The organism is Flavihumibacter sp. UBA7668, assembly GCF_002483205.1.
Lineage (GTDB): Bacteria > Bacteroidota > Bacteroidia > Chitinophagales > Chitinophagaceae > Flavihumibacter.
Genome location: NZ_DLHM01000007.1, coordinates 657,115 through 681,653 on the forward strand (window position 1 = coordinate 657,115; position 24,539 = coordinate 681,653).

General features: G+C 42.9%; 18 protein-coding genes. 14 read left to right on the top strand and 4 right to left on the bottom strand.

The window, feature by feature from the left end; translation table 11 throughout:
- Positions 1 to 18: 18 nt before the first annotated feature.
- Positions 19 to 981 carry an NAD(P)-dependent alcohol dehydrogenase gene (locus B2746_RS20330; protein ID WP_290798285.1) on the top strand — a complete coding sequence of 321 codons (963 nt, stop codon included), beginning with the start codon at positions 19 to 21 and terminating at the stop codon, positions 979 to 981.
- Between the two features lie 23 nt (positions 982 to 1,004).
- Positions 1,005 to 1,634, top strand: a complete 630-nt coding sequence (locus B2746_RS20335; RefSeq protein WP_290798288.1) for a Crp/Fnr family transcriptional regulator — start codon at positions 1,005 to 1,007, stop codon at positions 1,632 to 1,634.
- A 37-nt stretch (positions 1,635 to 1,671) separates the two neighbouring features.
- On the opposite strand, the gene B2746_RS20340 is transcribed toward B2746_RS20335, so the two are convergent.
- The 3 genes from B2746_RS20340 to recQ form a co-directional block, all read right to left on the bottom strand.
- Entirely contained in the window at positions 1,672 to 3,822 is a 2,151-nt protein-coding gene (locus tag B2746_RS20340) for a PQQ-binding-like beta-propeller repeat protein (RefSeq protein WP_290798291.1), read from the bottom strand.
- A gap of 43 nt (positions 3,823 to 3,865) precedes the next feature.
- A complete protein-coding gene (locus B2746_RS20345; RefSeq protein WP_290798294.1) occupies positions 3,866 to 6,535 on the bottom strand; it encodes an FG-GAP-like repeat-containing protein in 2,670 nt (889 codons plus the stop codon).
- An 82-nt stretch (positions 6,536 to 6,617) separates the two neighbouring features.
- Positions 6,618 to 8,906, bottom strand: coding sequence for a DNA helicase RecQ (recQ, locus tag B2746_RS20350; RefSeq protein ID WP_290798297.1), 2,289 nt, complete (start codon positions 8,904 to 8,906; stop codon positions 6,618 to 6,620).
- Between the two features lie 179 nt (positions 8,907 to 9,085).
- Here recQ and B2746_RS20355 point away from each other — a divergent pair, with 179 nt between their 5' ends.
- The 12 genes from B2746_RS20355 to B2746_RS20410 all read left to right on the top strand — a co-directional run bounded on the left by B2746_RS20355 (position 9,086) and on the right by B2746_RS20410 (position 23,213).
- Positions 9,086 to 10,054 carry a KpsF/GutQ family sugar-phosphate isomerase gene (locus B2746_RS20355; RefSeq protein WP_290798299.1) on the top strand — a complete coding sequence of 323 codons (969 nt, stop codon included), beginning with the start codon at positions 9,086 to 9,088 and terminating at the stop codon, positions 10,052 to 10,054.
- Positions 10,054 to 11,136: a mannose-1-phosphate guanylyltransferase gene (locus tag B2746_RS20360; protein WP_290798301.1), complete on the top strand. Its 1,083-nt coding sequence runs from the start codon at positions 10,054 to 10,056 to the stop codon at positions 11,134 to 11,136. Before B2746_RS20355 ends, B2746_RS20360 begins: the two co-directional genes overlap by 1 nt.
- A 108-nt stretch (positions 11,137 to 11,244) precedes the next feature.
- On the top strand, positions 11,245 to 11,631 hold the full coding sequence (locus tag B2746_RS20365) for a RidA family protein (RefSeq protein ID WP_290798304.1): 387 nt from the start codon (positions 11,245 to 11,247) through the stop codon (positions 11,629 to 11,631).
- A 33-nt stretch (positions 11,632 to 11,664) separates the two neighbouring features.
- Positions 11,665 to 12,588, top strand: a complete 924-nt coding sequence (locus tag B2746_RS20370) for a helix-turn-helix domain-containing protein (protein WP_290798307.1) — start codon at positions 11,665 to 11,667, stop codon at positions 12,586 to 12,588.
- Positions 12,589 to 12,761: 173 nt separating this feature from the next.
- Complete coding sequence (locus tag B2746_RS20375; protein WP_290798310.1) at positions 12,762 to 13,907, top strand: methionine aminotransferase; 1,146 nt, start codon at positions 12,762 to 12,764, stop codon at positions 13,905 to 13,907.
- Between the two features lie 13 nt (positions 13,908 to 13,920).
- Complete coding sequence (locus tag B2746_RS20380; protein ID WP_290798313.1) at positions 13,921 to 15,699, top strand: chloride channel protein; 1,779 nt, start codon at positions 13,921 to 13,923, stop codon at positions 15,697 to 15,699.
- 51 nt (positions 15,700 to 15,750) lie between these two features.
- On the top strand, positions 15,751 to 17,100 hold the full coding sequence (locus tag B2746_RS20385; RefSeq protein WP_290798315.1) for a TIGR00341 family protein: 1,350 nt from the start codon (positions 15,751 to 15,753) through the stop codon (positions 17,098 to 17,100).
- 91 nt (positions 17,101 to 17,191) lie between these two features.
- Complete coding sequence (locus B2746_RS20390) at positions 17,192 to 17,881, top strand: response regulator transcription factor (RefSeq protein WP_290798318.1); 690 nt, start codon at positions 17,192 to 17,194, stop codon at positions 17,879 to 17,881.
- A 1-nt stretch (position 17,882) separates the two neighbouring features.
- The gene (locus tag B2746_RS20395; RefSeq protein WP_290798320.1) at positions 17,883 to 19,265 is read left to right on the top strand and encodes a sensor histidine kinase; all 1,383 of its coding nucleotides are present in this window, start codon (positions 17,883 to 17,885) and stop codon (positions 19,263 to 19,265) included.
- Between the two features lie 89 nt (positions 19,266 to 19,354).
- On the top strand, positions 19,355 to 20,731 hold the full coding sequence (locus B2746_RS20400; protein WP_290798322.1) for an HAD-IB family phosphatase: 1,377 nt from the start codon (positions 19,355 to 19,357) through the stop codon (positions 20,729 to 20,731).
- An 8-nt stretch (positions 20,732 to 20,739) separates the two neighbouring features.
- On the top strand, positions 20,740 to 21,579 hold the full coding sequence (locus B2746_RS20405; protein WP_290798325.1) for a universal stress protein: 840 nt from the start codon (positions 20,740 to 20,742) through the stop codon (positions 21,577 to 21,579).
- 23 nt (positions 21,580 to 21,602) lie between these two features.
- Positions 21,603 to 23,213, top strand: coding sequence for a tetratricopeptide repeat protein (locus B2746_RS20410; protein ID WP_290798328.1), 1,611 nt, complete (start codon positions 21,603 to 21,605; stop codon positions 23,211 to 23,213).
- A 71-nt stretch (positions 23,214 to 23,284) separates the two neighbouring features.
- Here the strand turns inward: B2746_RS20410 and chrA are convergent, their stop codons facing one another.
- The gene (chrA, locus tag B2746_RS20415; protein ID WP_290798330.1) at positions 23,285 to 24,532 is read right to left on the bottom strand and encodes a chromate efflux transporter; all 1,248 of its coding nucleotides are present in this window, start codon (positions 24,530 to 24,532) and stop codon (positions 23,285 to 23,287) included.
- Between the last annotated feature and the right edge of the window lie 7 nt (positions 24,533 to 24,539).

Below are 24,539 nucleotides of genomic sequence, written 5' to 3' on the forward strand. Positions count from 1 at the left end.
CTTGGTGAATAATAAAAAATGAAAGCTGCTGTACGATATAATTATTGCCCGCCCGATGGACTGACGATTCGTGAATTACCCATTCCTTCTATTCGGTCGAATGAAGTGCTGGTGAAAGTGAAAGCCACTACTATAAGCCGCACCGATTGTGGTGTGCTCACCGGAAAGCCCTATGCGATTCGTCTGTTTACCGGATTATTCAAACCTGCTCTGCCAATTACCGGGACTGATTTTTCAGGTGTTGTAGTAGCACGTGGTGAGCAGGTGGAGCAATATCAGGTGGGTGACCTGGTCTATGGATTTTTTGATCAGGGACTTTCCACGCACGCTGAATATGTTGCAGTTCCAATTACTAAAGCCATTCTGAAAAAACCGGAACATATTACGTTTGAACAGGCAGCCGCCAGTTTGGAAGGGGCACATTACGCCTATTATTTTCTTGATAAGCTTAAGCTTTATGCAGGAGATTCTGTTTTGGTTAACGGAGGTACCGGTGCTATTGGAAATGCAGCCATTCAATTCCTGAAGCATAAACAGGCTCGGGTAGTGGCAACCTGTGAAACAGCCTTTGTGGATTATCTGTATAAACAGGGCGTGGATTATGTAATTGATTATACGCAGGAGGACTTCACCCAATTTGATGAACAATTTGATGCCGTATTTGATGCAGTGGGCAAAAGCAGTTTTGGTAAATGCAAACGGCTGCTGAAGCCTATTGGTGTGTATGTTTCTTCTGAATTGGGTCCTAATTGGCAAAATCCGTTACTGGCACTGGCAGCTCCATTGATGCCAGGAAAAAAAGTACGTTTTCCCTTACCCTTTTCTATCAACAAAAGCATGCAATACATCAACGAACTGATTGAAAAAGGGGCATTCACGCCGTTGATAGACCGAAACTATCTGTTGGATGATATTTCAGAGGCGTTTAACTATGTGATGAGCGGAAAGAAAAAAGGGAACGTGATCATCCGCTTTGATTAATTTTGCAGGATCAGTTATGACCCATGCAACCTGAAACCAATCCATCCAAATTAAGCTCCGCAAATGAGGCAGATCAAGAATTGTGGGCGATTCAGCAATCGCTTTTGCAATCACCCTATAACCTGCCTGAAGAGAAAGATTTTTTTGCCGAAAAAATTGAAATCCGGCGTGTGCCAAAAGGTGAATTCCTGATAAGTCAGGGACAACGACTCTTTTGTTCCTATCATCTTTTCAAAGGCTGCGTCCGCGAATATTATGTGAAGGACGGGGAGGAAAAAACCATTGCCTTTTACACCGCGGGTGATAGTTTGTATGATGGTGGGGATAAACAGAACCAGGAGCCCAGTTCAGTAAATTGGGAAACCGTTTCGGAATGTATTGTTTCTGTATTTACGCATGAAGTGGAAAAGGAAATGTATCGTCTTTTTCCCCGGTTGGAATCCTTATGCCGGATGGAAACGGAAAAGCAATATTCCCGCTATAAAAAATCATTGCATCATTATTTGGATTCAAGTCCGGAAGAGCGATATGAAAACCTGATTGAAACTAAACCCGAGCTATTTCAACTGGTTCCTTTGTATCATATCGCCAGCTACCTCGGCGTTACACCGGAATCACTCAGCCGCATCCGCCGCCGCATGAAACTTTCCTAATTTTTCACCCGACCGGTGGCACCCGACCGGTGGAAAATTAAGGCAGGGCAAAAGCGATATAGCTGTCGTGGCCTTTTTTGCCCAGCTTGCCGCCGCCGCAGGCAATTACGATGTATTGTTTTCCTTTTACGGTATAAACAGATGGAGTTGCAAAACCGGGTGCAGGCAAATCCGCCTCCCACAAAACCTCACCGGTTCGTTTATGAAAAGCGCGGATCTTACGATCGCTGCTGGCAGCAATGAAGACCAATCCGCCTGCCGTTACAACCGGACCTCCATAATTCTCGGTGCCAGTTTCCAACCCTTTTGCTTTTAATTCAGGATATACGCCCAATGGTTTTTTCCAGGCAATTTTTCCGGTTGATAAATCAATCGCATTCAGGGTGCCCCAGGGAGGCGATACTGCCGGATAACCTTCTTTCGTCAAAAACTTATGATAGCCCGTTGAAACATACGGAAGCTGGAAATAGGAGTCCTCTTCGCGAAGCGGTGTTTCATATCTTGCTGAACTCCTTTTTTGATCGCCTTTTATATAAAGCGCTACCGCTTTGCGCTCCTGCTCACTGAGATGCGCAAACGAAGGCATCATTCTTCTGCCTGTTATCAATAATTCCATCAGTTCAATATCACTGTATTTTTCACCTGCCTGTAGTAAAGAGGGATTATTTCCCGTACCCTTCTGATCTGCACCATGACATCCCATACAGGAGGCCCTGTATATGCGATTACCCGCCTGCCAGATCGTTTCCTTCAAGGCCTGCTGCTTTTTGTCCACCATGGTTAGAATCCAGGGGATTTCATTCGCATTAACATACAGCAGGTTCGTTTCCGGATCATAGGCAGGTCCACCCCATTCTGCACCTCCGTCAAAACCGGGGAAAATTAGTGTGCCCTGGCGGGATGGCGGATCAAACATACCGGCATGCCTTGTTTTGTTGAAGCGTTCCCGGATCTCCGCCTGCGACTCAGGCGATACCAGCCTGTTTAAATCCGTTGCTGTGATATGCTGACGAACAAAGGGTTCCGGAAATTCAGGAGCCGGTTGGGTAGGAGAGAGGACTTCGCCCGTTAAATCAGAATCAACCGGAACTGGTTTCTCCGGTATAGGATAGAGGGGCACTCCTGTAGTTCGATCTAACAGAAATACATAACCGCTTTTGCTGACCTGTGCAAGTGCATCTATTTTTTTTCCCTCTTTATTGATTGTAAGTAATACCGGTGCTGTTGGCAGATCACGATCCCAAACATCATGATGCACCGTCTGGTAATGCCAGATCCGCTTACCGGTAGCCGCATCCAGCGCAAGAATGCAATTAGCATATAAATTCGAGCCTACCCGTTTGCCTCCATAAAAATCATACACGGCAGATCCCGTTGGAACATACACTATTCCGCGTTGTTCATCCAGACTAAAGCCAGCCCAGGAATTGGCGCCGCCCACATACTTATAAGCCAGGCTATCCTGCCATGTTTCAAAGCCCGGTTCTCCTGGTTGAGGAATGGTATGAAAGATCCATCGCCGTTTACCGGTATGTACATCATAAGCGCGGATATGTCCGGGTGCCGCTCTGGATTCCTCTGCAACGCGCATGCCTATAATGATCATATCCTTATAAATAATACCCGGACTGGTGGATGCTATATACAGATCAGCAGCTTCCTGATCGAGGTCTTTATGTAAATCGATTTTACCCGATTGCCCGAAACTGCGAACAGGTTGTCCATCGGCCGCATTGATACAGTATAAAAATGAATTGGCGGAATAAAACAGCAACTGTTCATCCCCGTTTGAATAGTGTGCCAGTCCACGGGCAATATTGAAAGAGAAATAACCTTCTCCCTTTACTTCCTGCCCTTCACTATCGGTTACCGGATCATAGATCCATTTAGGGTGGCCGCTTCCTGCATCCAGTGCAAATAATTTCAACTTGGGACTGATGCCGTACAACACGCCATCCACCACCAATGGATTCACCTGAATTTGTGTGGAAGAGTCGGCATCTCCTGTGTGATATTCCCAGGCCTGTGTTAACTGATGAACATTATTGGTATCGATTTCCAACGCGGCAGAATAGCGGTTGTTTTTGTTGGACCCTCCGTAAACCGGCCAGTCGAGGTTGGATGGCTGTTGCGAACAGGCACCAGCTAAAATTGTTGCCAGACATATAACTCCCAGAGATTTCTTCATTCCCCAATATACATCACCCGTCGGGTACCCGACGGGTGATGCCTTACTCCTTTATGATTTTGCGGATAAAAAACCGATCGTTTCTTTCATCAAAAAGCTGGAGCAGGTAGATACCCGGGCGTACCTGCTGCAGGTCAATTGCAGTACTGGATTTATTTGTACGGATAGCGGTGATTTTTTTTCCGGATAGATCAAAAACAGTAATTGACAATTGCAATAGTTGAGGGTTGTTAATGTACAAATCTGATCTGAGTGGATTGGGATGAATGCGTATTCCTCCCTGTAATTCCAACGGATCAATTGAAGTAACAACAACCTGTTTCTCTTCTGACAGTTCACTTATACAGGCCCCGGATTTTACCTGAACTGAATAAGTTCCTGATTCAAAAACGGTAAGCTTTTGTTGAGTTGCACCAGTTATTGCCTGTCCGTTAAAAAACCACTGATTTCCTGAAACCGCAGAGGATGTCAGCAGATTACCCTGAACAGTTATGACAGGTTTGGCTGGTGTTTGAAATACCTGAATCGCTACGGAGGCTGTTACGGTTCCTCCTTTATTGGTAGCACTAACGGTATAGGTACCTGAACTGGTGACAGTTAAACCGGAATCAACTGTAACCGGACTTGTATTCCAGGAATAGATACAATCACTGCAACCGGCTGAGGAGGCAACCAATCGAATGGATGTTCCGGAACATGCTTCCTGTGCGGGTTCAGTAACGATTACCGGAACGGCCGGGGCAGGGGGCTTAGCAATCATTCCATCGTTTTGTGGAGCCAGAAAGAATCCGCTGAATCCGGTAACATCAAAACTTACTTCCCATAATTCTTCCGCAGTGTTCCATACAATCTTGTTATCATCGGGATTGATTTCAATCCCTGCATCTGCATAATCAGCCGGATGATTTGAACCTACTGAATGTCCACCATATTTATACACTCTCAAATTTGCTTTGCCAATGGCATCATTCGGACCTGTAGGCAAATTCAGGTCATCCGGCTTATAGGCATTGAATTCTGTAAAATCCTCCTGTTTAAAATATAAGGTAACGGTAGCTTTTGCAGTTGAGCCGTTCTGTTCCGGATTAATTTCATAGTGCCGACGAACAAAGGGGGCATTATTATGCGTGCGAATGGAATCATCCAAAAACATGGACTGATCGATGTAGCCAGCTGGGGGAGAGTCTGGCGAGAGTTCAACTTTCGCACTATTTGTACCATTTTGTAATAATATAACACTTCCATTATAATACCCTAAACCAACAATTAAATCTGGAAGTCCATCCTGATTTAAATCACCATCTGCTAATGATAATGCAGAAGCATTTCCCATAAAAGAAAATTCGACTGGAGGGTCAAATGAAATATTGTCAGCACTACTTATATTTTTTTGAATAAATAATGTCCTGCCACCTGTCTCGCTATTATTATTTTGACTATCAAAACAAATATTTATCAAATCACGAATTCCATCACCATCCAAGTCAGCAAAAGATGATTCTAATGAATTTTCAGAGACATTAATAATTGTTTTGTTTGAAAATTTCAATTCGGATAAGCTGCTTATATTTTTATAAATATACATTGTCATTTCTGAGGGTGAAATAAGATAAATGTCCTGTTTTCCATCACCATCAATATCTTCAGCAGCCTTTAAGAAATTGTGAGATTTTGGTCCTTCTAATTTAAATTCCGTCCTTAATTTATCTGACGATATTGGATCACCAACATTGTGTAAATTTCTAATTATCTGAACCGATTTTGGCGAATTTTTTTCGACGAGAATAAGCTCTTTTATGTTATCGCCATCAAAATCACAAGCTAGTATAGGCAAGTCAGTTTGTGGATTAGAAAATAGAACTGGTTCTCCGAAATTAATACTTCCTGATTTACTTAAGTTTGGATATACCAAAAATCCTGACTCCGTAATTTCAATTATATCAAGTCTCCCATCTCTATTAATATCAACTATTGAATGCTCTTTTAATAATTGGTTTGATGAATCATGTCTAAGTTGTAAAACAGATGTGTAACTAGAATCTGAAACACCAGTTATTTTTTGATAAATTTCCAATACGTAGGTACTGCTATAAATAATTTCCAGTTCTCCATCTCCATTCAAATCTTGAGCTGTTGATAAAAACCCATAAAAACCTCCAAATTTGGTGCCTGAGGAAAACTTAAAGTTTCCTTCATTTTCAACTTGAAATATTTTACTGTTTTTTATTTGGTCAGTAACTAAAAATTCCAGTTTTCCATCATTATTTAGATCTGTTGTAGAGGTTGAAAATGGTGTAACAATATCATCAATATAACTCCTTGCCAACCGCAAAGACCGCTTCCCCAACGTTTTACCCAAACTCTCAAATCTAACCCTGAACAAATAATCCGTAATTGTGATCAGCCCATCCTTACTCGTCACAGATAATCGCTGGCTGTTCATCCCCACTGGAATCCGAATGGATAATTCCGTACTGGTTGCTGATAAAACCGGACAAAGAATTCCGCCCATGCGCACTAAATTTTCAGCAGGTGTAGTCGAAAAATTTTTACCATAAATGGTTACAATAGTACCAATTGGGCCGGATAAGGGTGAAATACCTGTAACAACCGGAACACGTTCCGATAAGTTCAGCGAGTCCTGCGCCTGAACTACAGCTATAAAACTAAATGAAAGGAGAATTAATAGATAGAAGCGATGCATTTTAAACATGCCGCACAAGAAACAACATTTTCCCTGAAATTCAAATCATTGGCTTCACCGGTCGGGTGGCACCCGACCGGTGGAAAGGAGATTACATGCCGTATTGGGCGAGGAATTTGATGCGCATTATTTTGAGCTGCTCCCAGGAGTAATTGCTGTCTGCCATTTCCTCCTGTGCTACCTGCAGGGAAGAGGTTTCGCAACTCTTGAAATAGTCGAGAATTTCTTCCTGATCATACTCATCCAGCATTTCATCAATTGCATAATCGAGGTTCAGTTTGGTACCACTGGCAGCGATGGTTTCCATCTCTTCCAAAAGCGTATCTAATCGCAGTTCCTTATTCTTTGCAATTGTTTCGAGTGGAATCTTTTTATCTGTCTGTTGAATTATATAAACCTTGAGGCCGCTTTTGTTCACCACACTCTTCATCACAAAATCATCCGGCCGCTCAATATTATTGTCTTCCACATATTTTGCAATCAGCTCCACAAAAGGCTTACCATAGCGGATCGCTTTTCCCTTGCTCACTCCCTGACATTTATCCAGATCCGCAACAGCTGTTGGATAAAGCGTTGCCATATCCTGCAAGGATGTTTCCAGGAAAATCACAAAAGGAGGTAGGCCTTTTTTCTTGGCTTCTTTCTGACGCAATTCCTTCAGCAGTTCAAACAGTTTTTCATCTGTTGCAGAAACAGGACCACCACCGGTTTCAATGGCTTCCTCATCATCTTCATTCGCATCTTCATATAAATTGTTCAATACAATTTTGAAACTCTTCGGTTTCTTCATGAAGGTTTCTCCTGCTTTGGACAATTTCAATACACCATATTCTTCAATATCCTTGGTGAGCATTCCGGCCAACAGCAACTGCCGAATCAGGGTTGCCCAATAATGATCGGGCTGATCCTTACCTAAACCAAATTCATCCAGGCCATTATGGCGATACATCTGAATCTGCGGAGTCATGCGTCCAATCATTACATTAACGGTATAATCCGTAGCAAAGCTTTCATCCAGTTTTTTCACCAGCTTCAGCACTTTCGCCGCATCGTCTTTGGCTTCTACCTGCTCTTTTGGATGTTTACAGTTATCGCAGCCACCACAATTTTCCTGTTCCCATACTTCACCAAAATAACTCAGCAGAATTTTTCTGCGGCATACACCGCTTTCTGCATATGCAACGGTTTCATTAATCAGTTGAGCACCCACTTCACGTTCACTTAATGGCTTATCGCGCATCAGGTGTTCGAGCTTGGCCACATCTTTATGAGAGTAATACAGGATACAATGCCCTTCCAGTCCATCCCGACCGGCACGGCCCGTTTCCTGATAATAGTTTTCAATACTTTTCGGAATATTATAGTGAATCACAAACCGTACATCCGGCTTATCGATTCCCATACCAAAAGCGATGGTAGCCACAATTACCTGGGTATCTTCATTCAGAAACTTATCCTGACGTTCTGCCCTCAATTTGGAATCAAGTCCCGCATGGTAAGCAACCGCCTTAATTCCATTTGCAACCAGCACTTCCGCCAGCTCTTCCGTAGTTTTCCGGTTAAGCGTATAAATTATCCCGCTTTTCCCTTTATTCTGCACTATATACTTGACCATGTTCCGGATCGTCTGATCCTTTTTGATCTTCGGCTGGATTTCGTAATAAAGATTGGTGCGGTTAAAAGAAGAAATAAAGATCTCCGGATTACGCAAGCCCAGGTTCTTCACAATATCACTCTGCACTTTTGGGGTAGCCGTAGCAGTTAGCGCGATGACAGGTACTTTTTCATTGATGACATCCATCATTTCCCGCAGCCTTCGATATTCGGGTCTGAAATCATGCCCCCATTCTGAAATACAATGGGCCTCATCCACCGCAAAAAAACTGATCTCCAGATCGCGAAACAGTTCCAGGTTTTCTGCTTTGGTCAGGGTTTCCGGAGCCACATAGAGCATCTTGGTATGGCCCTGCTGTAAATCAGCATGCACTTCCCGGATTTCTTTCTTAGTTAAGGTAGAGTTCAGAAAATGTGCCACATCGTCTTTGCTGCTGTATCCCCGAACCAGATCCACCTGGTTTTTCATTAAGGCAATAAGGGGAGATACAATAATAGCCACACCCGGCATAATCATCGCCGGCAATTGGTAACAAAGACTTTTTCCGCCTCCGGTTGGCATAATCACAAACGTGTCGCGGCCAGCCATCAGGTTTTGAATAATCGCTTCCTGCGAACCCTTAAACTTATTGAACCCGAAATATTCCTGTAATGATTCAGAAAGAGATAAATCAGCATTATGCGGCACCGCTGGTGCTTTAACTATTTCCGGTTTGATACTTGCTTTTTTAGCAGGGGTTTTCCGGGGTTTTGATGATGTTGACATGTACGTATATTTTCAAACTCACTTGAAGCTGAACCCTCATAAGTTAACGAAAAACTGGCAGTGGTAGTGGCGCATTTTCAAAGGACGGCGAAATTACAAAAAAAGCGGGGGGAAAAACACCCTAATTTGTTAATAAAGGGTGGTCCTTGGGCAAATCTCCTATTTTTGTGCCGCCATTTATGAATACGGATCAAATTCTGGCCATTGGCCGTCGCACAATTGAACTGGAAGCCAGTTCCATAGCCGGATTACTGGCCTTTCTGAACGAAGATTTTGTTCAGGCAGTTCAGGCGGTATACGAGTGCCAGGGCAGACTGGTAATCAGCGGAATAGGAAAAAGCGCCATCGTTGCGCAAAAGATTGTAGCTACGCTCAATTCTACCGGTACGCCGGCTGTTTTCCTGCATGCGGCTGATGCCATTCATGGCGATCTGGGCATGGTCCAGGAGAATGATATCGTATTGATTATCAGTAAAAGTGGCGAGAGTCCGGAGATAAAAGTGCTGGTGCCTCTGATAAAAAACTTTGGCAACAAACTGATTGGGATGGTTGGACAAACCCAGTCCTTTTTAGCTCTCCAGGCTGATTTTGTTTTGAACACAACGGTATCCAAAGAAGCCTGTCCAAATAACCTGGCTCCCACCAGCAGCACTACGGCGCAGATGGTAATGGGCGATGCGATGGCTGTTTGTCTGATGGAAATGCGGGGTTTTAATGGAGCCGATTTCGCCAAATTCCACCCCGGTGGCAATCTGGGTAAACGACTTTATCTGAGGGTAAAGGATCTCTATGTTCAAAACCAGCGGCCCGCAATTTCGCCGGATGCCAAACTCAAAGAAATCATTGTTTCAATTTCAGGTAGCCGACTTGGAGTTACTGCGGTAATTGACAATGAAGAACGGGTGCTGGGTGTTATTACAGACGGAGACCTGCGCCGAATGTTGGAAAAAGAATCCGACCTGGTTGCCATACATGCTGAAAATATCATGACCCGCAACCCTAAGCAGATCGGACCAACGGCAATGGCAATTGAAGCACTTGATCTCCTTCGAAAACACGATATTACACAATTGGTAGTGGTGGACCCCAATCAGCACTATCTCGGCGTTTTACATTTACACGACCTAATAAAAGAAGGCCTTTTATAATGAACAAACATCACTATGTGGCCATCATGGCCGGCGGAATCGGAAGCCGCTTCTGGCCAATGAGCCGCACCAATTACCCGAAACAGTTTCTGGATATCCTGAATACGGGTAAGACCCTGATCCAGTGGACCTATGACCGTTTTGCCGATTTTATCCCTAAAGAGAACATTTTCGTGGTTACATCCGAAGAGTATTCCGGCATCGTAGCAGAACAACTGCCCGATTTGCCGGTAGCCAATATTCTAGGAGAACCTTCTCGCAAAAATACTGCCCCCTGCATTGCCTATATTTCCTTTAAACTGATGCAGATGGATCCGCTGGCCAGCCTGATTGTTGCGCCATCTGACCACCTGATCCTGGATAATACCGCTTTCCGTAAGGTTTGTCTGGAAGCCCTGAGTTTTGTGAACAAACACAATGCGTTCATTACCCTGGGTATAAAACCAACCCATCCAAATACCGGCTATGGATATATCCAGTTTGAACAGCATGCAGTAACGGATAATGTGTATAAGGTTAAAACCTTCACTGAAAAACCCAATCTGGAACTGGCGAAAACCTTCCTTGCCAGCGGGGAATTTCTCTGGAATGCGGGCATTTTCGTGTGGCAGGTTAAAAACATTCTGACAGCTTTTGAAAGATACCTGCCCGAAATGTTTGAGGTCTTTGTTGCCGAAAAAGACAAATTCAATACGGTGGATGAAAAGCCCGCGCTGGATGCCATTTATCCCCAGTGCACCAATATCTCAATTGACTTTGGAATAATGGAAAAAGCTGATAATGTGTATGTTATCCCCTCTTCATTTGGTTGGAGCGACCTTGGTACCTGGAACAGTGCCTACGATAATTTTGAGAAGGATTACCTGGAAAACGCCGTTGCAGGAAATAATGTGGTGGTGATTGATGCCACCAAATGTATGGTGCATGTACCCAATGAAAAACTGGTGCTCCTGCAGGGATTGGACGATCACATAGTAGTAGATACCAATGATGTATTGATGATCTGCAAAAAGGACAAGGAACAGGAAATAAAAGAGTACGTAAATGAAGTAAAACGAAAAAAAGGGGAGAAATACCTCTAAATTCTTTTACCACTCATAAAAATTAACAAAATGCCATGACCTGAAAAGTCATGGCATTTTCTTTTTACAGTTAACATTGCAGTGGACCAATTCCAGAAACCGCATCCAATGACCAGATACAACTACGCCTCAGGGGCCCCCTGGGAAGACATTGTTGGGTACAGCCGGGCTGTTAAAGTCGGAAATACCATCGAAGTAACAGGAACTGTTGCCATCAATGAACACAATGAGCTGGTGGGTGAAGACGATGCCTACCAACAAACCCGATTCATTATTCAGAAAATTTCCAGAATCCTGGAGCAGGCAGGTGCCGGCTTAAAGGACGTGGTAAGAACAAGGCTTTATGTTACTGATATAAGCCGATGGGAAGAATATGGCCGTGCGCATGGAGAGTTTTTTGGATCCATCAAACCATGCACCACCATGGTGGAGGTAAGTGCACTTATATCTCCGGAATACCTGATTGAAATAGAAGCTACAGCCATTTTGGCCTGATAAATACAGAACCTTATTAAACCTTACAGAGAAATGCAAAAGCAGGTTGCTTACTACGAAAACCTGGTAGAATCCTTTCGCGATACCAGCGCGCTGGAACCCAATTCGCCTTATTTTGATATTCTTCGATTTGAAGATATTCCGATCCGGCTGCAGGACGCATCAAGCAGTCCTTTTCGACTCAATGCTTTTGTAGTTGGAATCGTAACCGATGCAGAATTTAAACTAAGCATCTCCAACGAAGTATATGATGTTACCGGAAACCAGATTTATTTTACCTCTCCCTGGCATATCCGCCAATATATGAATATTGAAAAATGGAACGGTCTGTTATTATTCTTTACCCCGGATTTTATCTTTCAATACCCACAGGGCGAATACATTTTCCGTGAGTTCCGTTATTTCCATACCGAAAACGGCGTATTGTTTAAGCCGGAAGGAAGCCGTTTAATGAAATTGCACCAGCATCTGGAAGCGATGTATAATCTTCTTCGAAGCAATCACCCCGAACGCTTTAAGATGTTATACCACTACCTCAACATTTTCCTGTATGAATGTAAGGATGCGCTGTCAGATTCAGCACTGCCCAATTCAGGAGGAAAAGACACTACATTGAATAATTTCCTGCAGGCACTGAACACCTATTTCATTGAGTTGAATAAAGGCAAAATGGATAAGCCACTCACCCTTAAATATGTGGCCAATGAATTGCACCTGCACCCAACTTATTTAAGCAATCTGTTGAAACAGCAAACCGGTAAAACCGCCGCACAACTGGTTAGGGAGCGCCTGATTCTGGAAGCTCAATCGCTATTGAAAAATACCGATATGACCGTAGCTGAAGTTGCTTACTACCTTCATTTCAAGGACAATTCCAATTTTGCGAAATTTTTCCGGCATCAGGTGGGAATCAGTCCTTCTGACTACCGGGATAAGGCAAATTCTTCAAATGATTAAAAACTACCACATAAACTCATACTAGTACCCTCCAATGCAGAACAGCCTGATGTATCTTCAGCATGCAGTCTGTTAGCAGCGGATTGTAAAACCTCTTTCTTCATGCAGGTTTTAGGGTGGTCCTTGTAGAGTCCTTCACGGGACTCTATTTTTTTGGCCCCTATCTTTGGCAGATGCAGCCAATAGTTTCCAAACTTCCCGGTAAAGGAACCACGATTTTTACTACCATGAGTTCGCTTGCAGCAGAACACCATGCGATTAACCTGGGCCAGGGTTTTCCTGATTTCCCTATGGATTCAACGCTTACCAATGCAGTAAACACAGCTATGCAAAAGGGGTTCAACCAATACGCACCAATGGCGGGATGGCTGCCCTTGCGCGAGGTTCTTGCAGAAAAAATAAATTTCCTCTACCACCAAAGCATTCATCCGGATACAGAAATCACCATAACTCCTGGTGGCACTTATGCCATTTTCACTGCATTAACCACCATTCTTCAGCCGGGTGATGAAGTTATTGTACTGGAACCCGCCTATGACAGTTATGTGCCGAATATTCTGGCCAATAATGCCAAACCCATTCTTGTTCCGCTGAATCCATCAGATTTTTCCATTCCCTGGGAATCTATTCGCAAAGAATTAAATCACCGTACCAAAGCAATAATCATAAATAGTCCGCATAATCCAACCGGAACCATCTGGTCAGAATCAGATATGTTGATATTGCAGGAACTGGTTGTTCAATATCAACTCTATCTGATTAGCGACGAAGTATATGAACACCTTATTTTTGATGGCGCATTGCATCAATCTGTTCTTCGGTACCCGGCTCTGTTTCAACGAAGCTTTGCCTGTTTTTCCTTTGGAAAAACTTTTCATTGCACGGGATGGAAAATCGGTTACTGTGTTGCACCACAAAACCTGATGGAAGAGTTCAGAAAAATTCACCAGTATAATTGCTTCAGCGTACATACACCTTCACAGGTAGGCATAACCGAATTTTTAAAGGACCGGTCCAGTTATCTGCAACTGGGTCATTTCATTCAGGAAAAGAGAGATTATTTCGTGGAATTAATGAAATCCACCCGTTTTACGCTTCTTCCGTCAAAAGGTAGTTACTTTTGTTGCGCAGGCTATGATCGAATAAGCGAGCAGGGCGATCTGGAATTTGCCCGGCAGCTTACCCTGAACCATGGCGTTGCTACAATTCCGGTTTCTGCATTTTACCAGGTTGCAAAACCGAGCCCATACATCCGTTTTTGCTTTGCAAAGAAAAAAGAAACGTTGGAAGCAGCGGTTGAAAAACTAAGCCTTGTATAATTTATTCATGCACATGAAAAAAATTGTACTGCTTTATAAATATTTACTGACTTACCTGCGCCAACGGTTAAACCGGCTGCAATACATGATGTTTGTTGCAGTAATAACTGGATTGATTGCAGGCTTATCTGCCGTGCTATTAAAGACCTTTGTTCATTTCCTGCAGGAGTGGATCAATCGGCCGGTAAAAAACGACTGGATCTACCTGTTTTTCCCTACCCTGGGTTTGTTGATTGTCGTCTTTCTTACCAATCGATTTTTTCATGGTTATATAGAAAAGGGAGTAGCAATGGTATTGCGCAGCATTGCCGGAAAAAGTGCTTTCATCCCTTTATCTGATTCCTATAAACATATAATCACCAGTGCCTTTACAGTGGGATTGGGTGGCTCAGCCGGACTGGAAGCTCCGATTGTAGCAACCGGCTCTGCCATTGGTTCCAATACCGGCCGGATACATGGAATGGAATACAGGGAGAGAAGTCTGCTGCTGGCATGTGGTGCAGCAGCCGGAATTGCAGCTGTGTTTAATGCGCCAATTGCCGGTGTAATTTTTGCCATCGAAATATTGCTGACAGAAACCATTGTCAGCTATTTTATTCCGCTGATGATTGCAGCAGTAACCGGCGCACTTTGCTCAAGAATTATTTTACAGGAATCTATTTTATTCAATTTCCGATTACGTGAAGCATTTGATTATAACAATGTTCCCTTTTATATTTTGTTAGGCTTTGCAGCCGGATTTATATCCTTGTATTATGCCCGGGTTTTTAAAGGAACGGAAAAAAAGATGCATGCGCTGCATCCCCGGCCTTATCACAGAGCAATCCTTGCCGGACTCTTCCTCGTTGTTTTAATGGCCGTATTTCCACCTTTATTTGGTGAAGGATACAATACCATTTCATTGCTCGCAAGTGGCAATCCGCAGGGCGTGGTGGAAAAGTTTATCGGGCGCGATTATCTGAATGATTGGGGCTTCTTATTTTTCGCCGGAGCCATTCTATTATTGAAACCGGTTGCAACCGGAATTACACTGGGGGGCGGTGGTAATGGAGGAAATTTTGCCCCATCACTTTTTGTGGGCGCTTATCTTGGCTTTTTTATTTCGCGCCTCGCCAATAATACCAAATGGCTGCAATTGCCGGAAGCCAATTTCAGTCTGGTTGGAATGGCAGGTGTGCTCAGTGGCGTGATGTATTGTCCGTTGACCGCCATCTTCCTGATTGCTGAAATTACCAATGGGTATGAATTGTTTATTCCGCTGATGCTGGTTTCTGCTATTTCGTTCTTCATAGTAAAACACTATGAACCCTATTCCATGGAAACCAAACAACTTGCCATGGAAGGTAGAATCTTCACCCACCGCAAAGAGGATAATATACTCAGTCAGTTGAAAGTAGCCGATTTCCGGCTTGAATTATATGATACCATCCAAATTGATCAGAGTCTGGCAGACCTGGTAGGTCTTATCAATACATCCAACAGAAACCTGTTTGCTGTAACTGATAAGGACAACCGATTTACCGGAATTGTGGAATTGAATGATTTGAAAGGGAGATTATTTGATCCGGTCGGATTATCTGAAACAAAGATTAAAACCTATGTGAAGAAAGCGCCAGCCCTGATTACACCCGATGATTCCATGAAAAAAGTGATGGAAAAAATGGATATTACCCAAAGCTGGTACCTGCCCGTGCTGAATACAGAAAAGGAGTTTTTAGGGTTCCTTTCCAAGACCAGTATATTTGAAAAGTACAGAGAGGCACTGGCCAATCAGGCGGATTTATATACATAAATGGTGAATGGTGAGAGGTGAGAGGTGAGAGGTGAAATAAAAGTTATTGATATGAGTACAGCAAGTCGGTTTATTAAATGGTTTTTGTGGGATCGGTTTAATTTGCATGGTGATGCGGCACCTCCGGAAGAGAGCATTGAATCTTTCAAACGAAATGTCGATTTTAAAGGAACCAATCTCTGGATTCTCATATTTGCCATTTTCATCGCCTCCATCGGACTCAATGTTAACTCCACTGCAGTAATCATTGGTGCGATGCTTATTTCTCCGCTGATGGGTCCGATTATGGGTTTTGGTTTGGGTATCAGCATCAACGACTTCCAACTGGTAAAACGTGCGTTGAGAAACCTGGGCATCGCTGCGGTTATAAGTATCTGTACTTCCACCATCTATTTTTTATTGAGTCCGATCAGCGATGCACAATCTGAATTGCTTGCTCGAACTTCCCCCACTCTATACGATGTGCTGATTGCACTTTTTGGCGGACTGGCCGGAGTGGTAGCAGGTACGAGAAAAGAAAAGAGTAATGTAATTCCCGGGGTGGCCATCGCTACCGCACTGATGCCACCCTTATGTACAGCTGGATATGGAATTGCAACCGGACAGTGGCAGTTTTTCCTGGGTGCTTTTTATCTGTTTATTATCAACAGCGTATTTATCAGTCTTTCTGTAATCCTGATTGTTCGTTTTCTGAATTTTCCAAAAGTCAAATACATAAATGATTCAGAAAGAATCCGTGTAAGAAACTATATCTGGATCATCACACTGCTCACCTTATTACCAAGCATCTATTTTGCCTATCGGCAGGTTGAAAAGAATATTTATACAAAGAACGCCATTCGTTTTATTGAGCATGAAATGCAATTTAATGAAGCTACCCTGCTCAGACAGAAAATTGATCCCTCGCTTCATAAGTTGGAATTGGTATATGTGGGAATTACCGTACCGGATAGTATCATCAATGCAAGGAAAGAGCAGTTACCGAAATACGAACTGGCAGGAACGGAAATCAATATCCGACAAATTGGGATTACCGATAGTTCAAGAATTGCAATGCTGAAAGCAACCCTCACAAAAGAGGACCAGGGCACTGAATTGACCAAAGCCAACTCAGAACGAATTCAGGAATTGGAAACGCAGCTCAAGGTCTACAAAGAGTCAGAATTGGACCGAAAAAACATGTTTACGGAAGCTGTTGCCATACAACCCCAAATAAAGGGACTGGCAATGGAGCAGGCGATCCTGGTTTTACCTGAAAACAAATCTGATACACTTACCCTCGTTTACCTCGAATTCAACCGAAAGCTGAACCTCCAGGAAAGCAAACAGGTCAGGAGTTGGCTGGAAGCAAGATTGAAAACCAGTCGATTCAGAGTAATTGGGCAACCTGCGCTGCCCTGATACCCCTTTTTAATCAATTTATAATTATTGGGGCACGGTGCCAAGAGGGTATTCTGCCTAATTTTACAGGTGAACTACTTGCAACAGTATTATGCATGATATCAGTATATTATTGGTTGAAGACGAAAAAAAAATCGCTGAGACCCTGAAAAAAGGCCTGGAAGAACAGAACTACCAGGTTGAAATTGCCGGCGACGGTGATACGGGCCGCCTCCTGTTTGATAATCAAAATTATGACCTGATACTATTAGATATCAACCTGCCCGGCATGAACGGTTATGAATTGCTTCAGCATATACGCGGGGTAAACCAGCAGGTACCCGTACTGATGCTGACTGCACTCAGCAGTACAGAAGATAAGATTGAAGGGTTTAATTCCGGTGCAGATGATTATATTGTAAAACCTTTTGATTTTGCCGAACTGGTTGTACGGATCAGGGCATTGATTAAACGGGCGCAACAGGCAGCCCCGGTTGGTAAAAGTCTTCGAATTAATGACCTGGTAATAAATCTTGATAGCAAAGAAGTATCAAGAGCCGGGAAACCAATTCAACTGACTGCCAAAGAATTTCAATTGCTGGAATACATGATCCGGAACAAAAACAGGGTGGTATCGAGAGCTGATATAGCATTGAATGTCTGGGATATCGATTTTGATACGGGCACCAATGTAATTGATGTGTATGTCAATTTCCTTCGGAAAAAAATCGATCGGGATTATGATCAAAAACTCATTCATACCCAGGTAGGAATGGGTTATGTGTTGAAAGAAAACGCCTAATTTGACGATACGCATCAAAATAACACTGCTGTTTTCGGTTCTGGTAACAGTACTGTTATTGGCCACCTCCTTTTCCGTTTATTATTTTTCTTCTCTCGAACGATCCGCCGTTTTCAAACAACGTTTATCCGGAAGGGCACATAATGCCTCACAGTTATTTACTATCCTCGGAGATACCAGCCAGGCATTACTTCAGAAAATTGATGCCAGTAATGCCCGCTTCTTTTCAAGAAAATCGATCCGTATTTTTTCTGTAGATAAGAAACCACTGTATGTCTTCAACACAGCACCGGAGGACGACTTCTCTGTTGAGCCATCAATCATAAATGATATCATATCAAAGAAAGAATTTTCCTTTAAAATTGGTGATCGCGATGCATTTGGTCAATTCCTGAAAACAAGCCGGCAAAGCATTGTTATCATTGTAACAGCCTATGATGCAGACGGTCACAAATGGTTATCTGATCTCAAAAAAATTCTTGCACTTACCATGGTGGCAGGTATATTGTTGAGTATACTGATTGGAACACTTTTCTCAAGGCAATTAATCAAACCAATTGCCAATATCATAGAAGAGGTAAATAATATTTCAACCCATAATCTTTCTCAACGAATAGATGCAGGAAGCGGACAGGATGAACTATTCCAACTTGCCAATACATTTAATGATTTGCTCGACAGAATGCAGGAATCCTTTACCATCCAGCGGCGATTTATTTCCAATGCTTCTCATGAGTTATCGACACCACTCACATCAATTTCCTCCCAGCTGGAAGTTGCCTTGCAAAAGCAACGATCAGAAGAAGAGTACAAGTTGGTAATGATATCCATCCAGGAAGATGTACAGCAAATGCGACAGCTCACCAAGAGCCTCCTGGAAATTGCAAAAACGGGACATAAGGGAAGTATTGAGCTGGATGAAATCCGTTTGGATGAAGTTATCCTTAAAGTAACAGGCGCCGTTCAAAAACTTTCACAGTCTTATCAGATTCAACTCAACTTCGAAGAGTTTCCCGATGATGAAAGTAAGTGTATGGTATTCGGGAATGCAGACCTGCTCTTTAGCGCTTTAAAGAACATAGTTGAAAACGGATGTAAATATTCTCCGGATCATACCAGTCATATTAAACTCAAATTCACCGGAAAGGAACTGATCACCGAAATTTCCAATCAGGGTGACATCATTGCACAGGAAGAAATAGAACATATTTTTCTCCCATTTTACAGATCTCCGAATAAAGCACATCAAAAAGGATTTGGATTGGGGCTGGCACTCGCTAAACGTATCATTAATTTGCACAAAGGCCAGCTGGAGGTTAATAGTACCGAAGGTCAGGGTACTATTTTCCGCGTAATTCTACCCGCGGCTTCCTTGTTTCGCTGAGAAAATCTCCTTTTAATTTGGTTTTAATCCGAGTTTAATCGGGTCTTAATACCCAATTACCATATTTGAAGACTTGAATTTGTGCAACTATGGTAACAATAATAATTCCCGCTCTGAATGAAGCGCAGACAATTGCCCAGGTGGTGCGCTACTGTCTCTCGCAGCCGGTAGTATCCCAGGTAATTGTGGTGGATGATCAGTCGGTGGATGATACAGTTGCACTTGCAAAGGAAGCAGGAGCAGAAATAATCCTGAGTGCTGTACGAGGAAAAGGTATTTCAATGAAAGAAGGCATTCAGGCTGCCAGGAATGAACACCTTATTTTTCTGGACGGGGATATAGAATATCCGCAAGAAACCATCGAACTGCTGGCCAAGCCACTTCTTGAAGATGAGGCTGATTTTATAAAAGCCACTTTTTCAAGGAATGCAGGCCGTGTAACTGAATTGGTAGCGAAACCACTCCTCAGCATTTTTTATCCGGGACTTGCGCATTTCAGTCAGCCCCTCAGTGGAATGATAGCCGGCAGAAAACAGTTTTTTGCCAGAATTGAATTCTTTCAGGACTATGGGGTAGATATCGGGATCCTGATTGATATGTTTTTAATGCGGGCACGTATAAAGGAAGTAGCAATCGGACATATAGAGAACAAAAGCAAACCCTGGCATGCACTGGGAAAAATGAGTCGGGAAGTTACAAGAGCGATCATCATGAAAGCCATGCGGCAGAAAAACGAACTCGTAAATCTGAACGAACTCGAACTCGTGAACCTGATTTCTTCCGAAATGAAATCGGTGATGGAAGACCAGGTAATTCACATGAAAAAGATGGTTGTTTTTGATATGGATCATACCATTCTTAAAGGGAGTTTTATTGAAGCATGCGCCGATAAATATGGGTTCCGTAAGGAGTATGATATCATCCGCATACACGAAAAGGATGCGTCCGCTTTCACGAAAAGAGTTTCGCTCCTGTTAAAAGGGCTCAGTATGGATGATCTGCTTCAAACAGCAACGGAGATTCCAATGATTGATGATATTCAGTCGGTGGTTGCCATGTTGAAGCAAAGAGGTTATCTGGTTGGCATTGTCAGTGATAGCTACCATCTGATAACAGAATATGTAAAAAACAAAATTGGGGCAGATTTCTGTTTGTCCAACCAACTGGAATATTTTGAAGGGAAAGCAACCGGCGAAGTTCGCATCCCTTCCTATTTCTATCATAATGAAGAAAGTAGTTGCACGCACCCGATTTGTAAAACCAATGCATTGCGGCATTTATCCAAACGCTACGAAATACCATTGGACAATTCCATTGCAGTAGCAGATGGTGAAAATGATCTCTGCATTATTGAACAGGCTGGTGTTGGTATCGCTTTTTGTACCACTAATGATCTGGTTCGTTTTGTAGCTGACGGAGAAATTAATGAACCTGCTTTCTCAAAAGTTTTACAATACGCAAACTAGTGGCAATTATGGAAAAACTATTAAAACAGTTATTGGTTGTGGTCGATTTTTCTGACAAAAGCAGACAGGTGCTGGACAGTATCATTCCAATGGCGAATGAACTGAAATGCGATATTCATCTGCTTTATATTGTACAGCCTACTGTTTTACCTTTTACAATTAATTCTCACCAGATAATTGCTGTAAAATCAGACCAGATAGCTTTGGCTACCAGCAGGATGATGGCCTTGCAGGGAGAATATATTCCCCTGATGGAAAAGGGTCGTTTTATTTACAGTCATGTGGCAGAAGGAGGAATGGAACGAACCATCCGAACCTTTACTATGAAACATGAAATTGATCTGGCCATACTCACTTACCGGCGTCGCTTTGCCTGGAGTAAATGGCTGAACCGCATCAATATCAACCGGCTAACAAAAAAGATTCAGTGCCCCATATTGAATATACCAGAATCAACCTCAATTCATCATATAAGAAATATCGTATTACCTGTTACCAATGTACTGCCGCTTCGTAAAATCATGTTTGCGAGTTATCTGGCTCAATACCATGATGCGAGAATCCATTTGGTAGCATTAAAAGATAATCAGGAAGGGGAGGAGTCAAAAGATAATTCCTATCTCTATAAATCGTATCAGCTGCTTCGTGATAATACGGATCTGGCAATTGAATGTCACCCTGTTAACGGAGAGAATATTGCTAATACCACACTACAGTATGCAGAAAGTGTAAATGCAGATCTGATTGTGGTACAACCAGGTAAAGAAGCCGAATTACCCGGAGTATTAAACGCTATTTTTTCACGCTTTTTATTCTCAGCCTCGCGCATTCCGGTGATGGCTGTTTAAATAAATACAAAACACGAGTAACAATGAGAACAATTTTGATCGCTGGATTAACGGTTATGGCCTGTTCCGCTATGGGCCAGTCGATTGAGGAGGCAAAACAACACCTGTATCACGATCGGCTTCAAAGTGCAGAACAGATTTTACAGCAGGTGCTTCCGCAGGAAAAAGAAGCCTATTACTGGCTGGCTGAAGTATATCTGGAAGACAAAAAAGTAGACAAGGCAAAATCTCTGTTGAATTCCAATGCAGAAATTCTGAGTGCACATCCTTTGAATAAAGTAGCGTTTGGTAGCGTATTGCTGGCTGAAAATCAAACAGCCGAAGCAAAAGCACAATTCGATCAGGCACTGAAAGATGCCAATCGTAAAACTGAAGTGGAGGTATTGAAAGCAATTGCCCGCGCGCATGTGGAAAATAAAGCAGGTGATGCCAATACTGCTATTCAGCTTATCAGTCAGATTAAAGATAAAAGCCTGGATGCTGAAGCTGTTACATTAAGAGGAGATGCGTATCGCAAACTGAACCAGGGCAGTGAAGCAGCAAAAGCCTATATGGAAGCATTATTAATGGATGAAAAATATGCGCAGGCTGCCTATAATCTGGGTAAAATTTACATGACCCAGCAGAATAGCGAGATGTTCCTCAAATATTTCAATCAGGCAGTTGCAGCTGATCCAAAATTTGCTGCTGCTTATTATGAACTCTACTACTACTATTATTTCCGTGATGTAAATAAAGCAAAGGAATATCTGGATCTTTATGTGGCTCATACCGATCCCAGCATTGAACACCAGTACATGAAAACAGATCTCATGTATGCTTCTGCTAAATACGATGAAGCAATTTCAGGTGCCAATGCAATCATTGAAAAAGAAGGTGACCAGACAAGACCCCGCCTGTATAAATTGCTGGCCTATAGTCATGATGCAAAAGGTGATTCAACCAAAGCCTTTGAATTACTGAATACCTATTTTGCTAAAGAAGTAGATAGCAATGTAGTAGCCAAGGATTATGACCTGCAAGCCAAATTGTATAAAAAAATGGAGCAGGATTCATTGGCAGCACAGGCATGGGAAAAAGCCATTTCCATCGATACCGTGGTTAATTATAAGCTGGAATACATGCAGCAATTGGCTCAGCTATATAAAGAAAACAATGATCGGAGCGGAGAAGCAAAATGGCTGGCCAATATTTTCGCAACAAAGCCCGAGCCCAATAACCTCGACCTGTATAACTGGGGATTAGCACACTATGCTGCTGCAGAATTCCATCAGGCAGATACGGTTTTTGGAAAATACACCGAGAAATATCCTGATCAGGTGTATGGTTTTTACTGGAGAGCTAAAAGCCGCGCACAGATTGACACTACCATGGAGCAGGGTCTGGCTGTAGCGGATTATAAAAAAGTTGCTGAAATAGCAGAAGCCGATAAGGAAAAAAATAAGAGTCTGCTGATTCAGGCATACGGCTACCTCGGCGCTTATGAAGCAAATGTGACGAAAGATTATCCAGCAGCATTGGGTTGGTTTGAAAAGATTCTGGTTGTACAACCGGATAATGCGGATGCACAAAAATTTGCAGATATTCTTAAAAAATGGATTGAAGAAGGTAAAGGCCAAACCAAGGCCGAATAAATACATAGATTTTTCTCAAACCGCAAGGTTGGTTTTTTGGGTGTGGCCCCTCTTTTCAAAGAGGGGCATTTTTATATAAGTACCCCCAACAATAAACAGGCGATAACAATTACAGGGGAGGGGAGTCGGGAATAATGAAGTGTCAGCCAGGTTGCCACAATAACAGCCAGGTTCATCCAGCCATGATCGGCCCATTCCGGTACCGGAATATCTTTCAACATATAAAGTGTGGAAGCAACCAGAAATCCAACAACCGAGGCATTGATTCCCTCCAGCGCCCGGAATACAATAGCGTATTTTTTCAGGTTATTCCAGACAGGAAAAAAGAATAGTACCAGCAAAAGACTTGGTAAGAATATTGCCACCGTACCAATTATACATCCAAGTATCTGCCAGCCCGCACCACGGTCACTCATCGCAATACCACCCATATAGGTTGAAATGGAAAAAACCGGTCCGGGCATAGCCCTTACAATGCCGGCACCCGTATAAAAATCATCCCGGTTTATGCGTAAAACATTCGGGTTCCGCTGCATAACTTTTTCTGATTCCGGACGAACTACAAATTGTTCGTACATCATGGCCACCAATACCTGTCCGCCTCCAAAAACAATGCTTCCAAATCGATAGGTATTTTCAAAGAGGTTGATCGGCCGACGGTTTTGCCAGTCGTTCTTACGGGCCAATTCAGAAACAAATCCGGCTATTAGAAAAACCAACACAAATAACCAGATATTGGCCCATTTGATTTTTTTGCGATTCCCTTCCGCCTGCGGAATGCGGCGATCACTCAGATTGGTCACAAACCCGCCTACAACAATCAAAAGCGGAATCATCCAGGGAATTTTAAAGAAAACAAAACTAAGGGTTGCGCTGGCCAGGAGTATAACCCGGGTTATTGTATTATGGATCGCCAGCCTAAAAGCAACAGTTGATGCATACGCAAGAAACCCAATGGTCATGGGCGCGACGTATTTAAACACATCATGCTGCAATTCCTTATTATTGAAATAGCGCAGTAAAAAGGAAAGCGCTCCCATTAAAAGGCTGGCCGGAAAAATCCAAACCAATAAGGTTAGAATAGCCAATGGAATTCCTCCCCGTTTATACCCCACCAGTGTCAGTACCTGGGTGGAGGATGCACCAGGCAGCATCTGACAAAATGCATTATAATCCAGCAGCTCTTCATTGGTAATATCTTTACGCTCATGGACAAAGGTTTTCAGCATCATCCCGAAATGACCCTGCGGACCGCCAAAAGCAGTCAGACTGTGCAGCAATACTGCCTTTAAAAATGGGATATGCCGAACTAATACCATTCAACTA

Excerpts from the sequence above, each read along its gene's own strand:
- B2746_RS20345 (WP_290798294.1), bottom strand. The coding sequence starts at position 6,535 with ATGTTTAAAATGCATCGCTTCTATCTATTAATTCTCCTTTCATTTAGT.
- B2746_RS20340 (WP_290798291.1), bottom strand. The coding sequence starts at position 3,822 with ATGAAGAAATCTCTGGGAGTTATATGTCTGGCAACAATTTTAGCTGGT.
- B2746_RS20330 (WP_290798285.1), top strand. The coding sequence starts at position 19 with ATGAAAGCTGCTGTACGATATAATTATTGCCCGCCCGATGGACTGACG.
- B2746_RS20380 (WP_290798313.1), top strand. The coding sequence starts at position 13,921 with ATGAAAAAAATTGTACTGCTTTATAAATATTTACTGACTTACCTGCGC.
- B2746_RS20360 (WP_290798301.1), top strand. The coding sequence starts at position 10,054 with ATGAACAAACATCACTATGTGGCCATCATGGCCGGCGGAATCGGAAGC.
- B2746_RS20405 (WP_290798325.1), top strand. The coding sequence starts at position 20,740 with ATGGAAAAACTATTAAAACAGTTATTGGTTGTGGTCGATTTTTCTGAC.
- B2746_RS20335 (WP_290798288.1), top strand. The coding sequence starts at position 1,005 with ATGCAACCTGAAACCAATCCATCCAAATTAAGCTCCGCAAATGAGGCA.
- B2746_RS20365 (WP_290798304.1), top strand. The coding sequence starts at position 11,245 with ATGACCAGATACAACTACGCCTCAGGGGCCCCCTGGGAAGACATTGTT.
- recQ (WP_290798297.1), bottom strand. The coding sequence starts at position 8,906 with ATGTCAACATCATCAAAACCCCGGAAAACCCCTGCTAAAAAAGCAAGT.
- B2746_RS20355 (WP_290798299.1), top strand. The coding sequence starts at position 9,086 with ATGAATACGGATCAAATTCTGGCCATTGGCCGTCGCACAATTGAACTG.
- B2746_RS20385 (WP_290798315.1), top strand. The coding sequence starts at position 15,751 with ATGAGTACAGCAAGTCGGTTTATTAAATGGTTTTTGTGGGATCGGTTT.
- B2746_RS20370 (WP_290798307.1), top strand. The coding sequence starts at position 11,665 with ATGCAAAAGCAGGTTGCTTACTACGAAAACCTGGTAGAATCCTTTCGC.
- chrA (WP_290798330.1), bottom strand. The coding sequence starts at position 24,532 with ATGGTATTAGTTCGGCATATCCCATTTTTAAAGGCAGTATTGCTGCAC.
- B2746_RS20410 (WP_290798328.1), top strand. The coding sequence starts at position 21,603 with ATGAGAACAATTTTGATCGCTGGATTAACGGTTATGGCCTGTTCCGCT.
- B2746_RS20375 (WP_290798310.1), top strand. The coding sequence starts at position 12,762 with ATGCAGCCAATAGTTTCCAAACTTCCCGGTAAAGGAACCACGATTTTT.
- B2746_RS20400 (WP_290798322.1), top strand. The coding sequence starts at position 19,355 with ATGGTAACAATAATAATTCCCGCTCTGAATGAAGCGCAGACAATTGCC.
- B2746_RS20390 (WP_290798318.1), top strand. The coding sequence starts at position 17,192 with ATGCATGATATCAGTATATTATTGGTTGAAGACGAAAAAAAAATCGCT.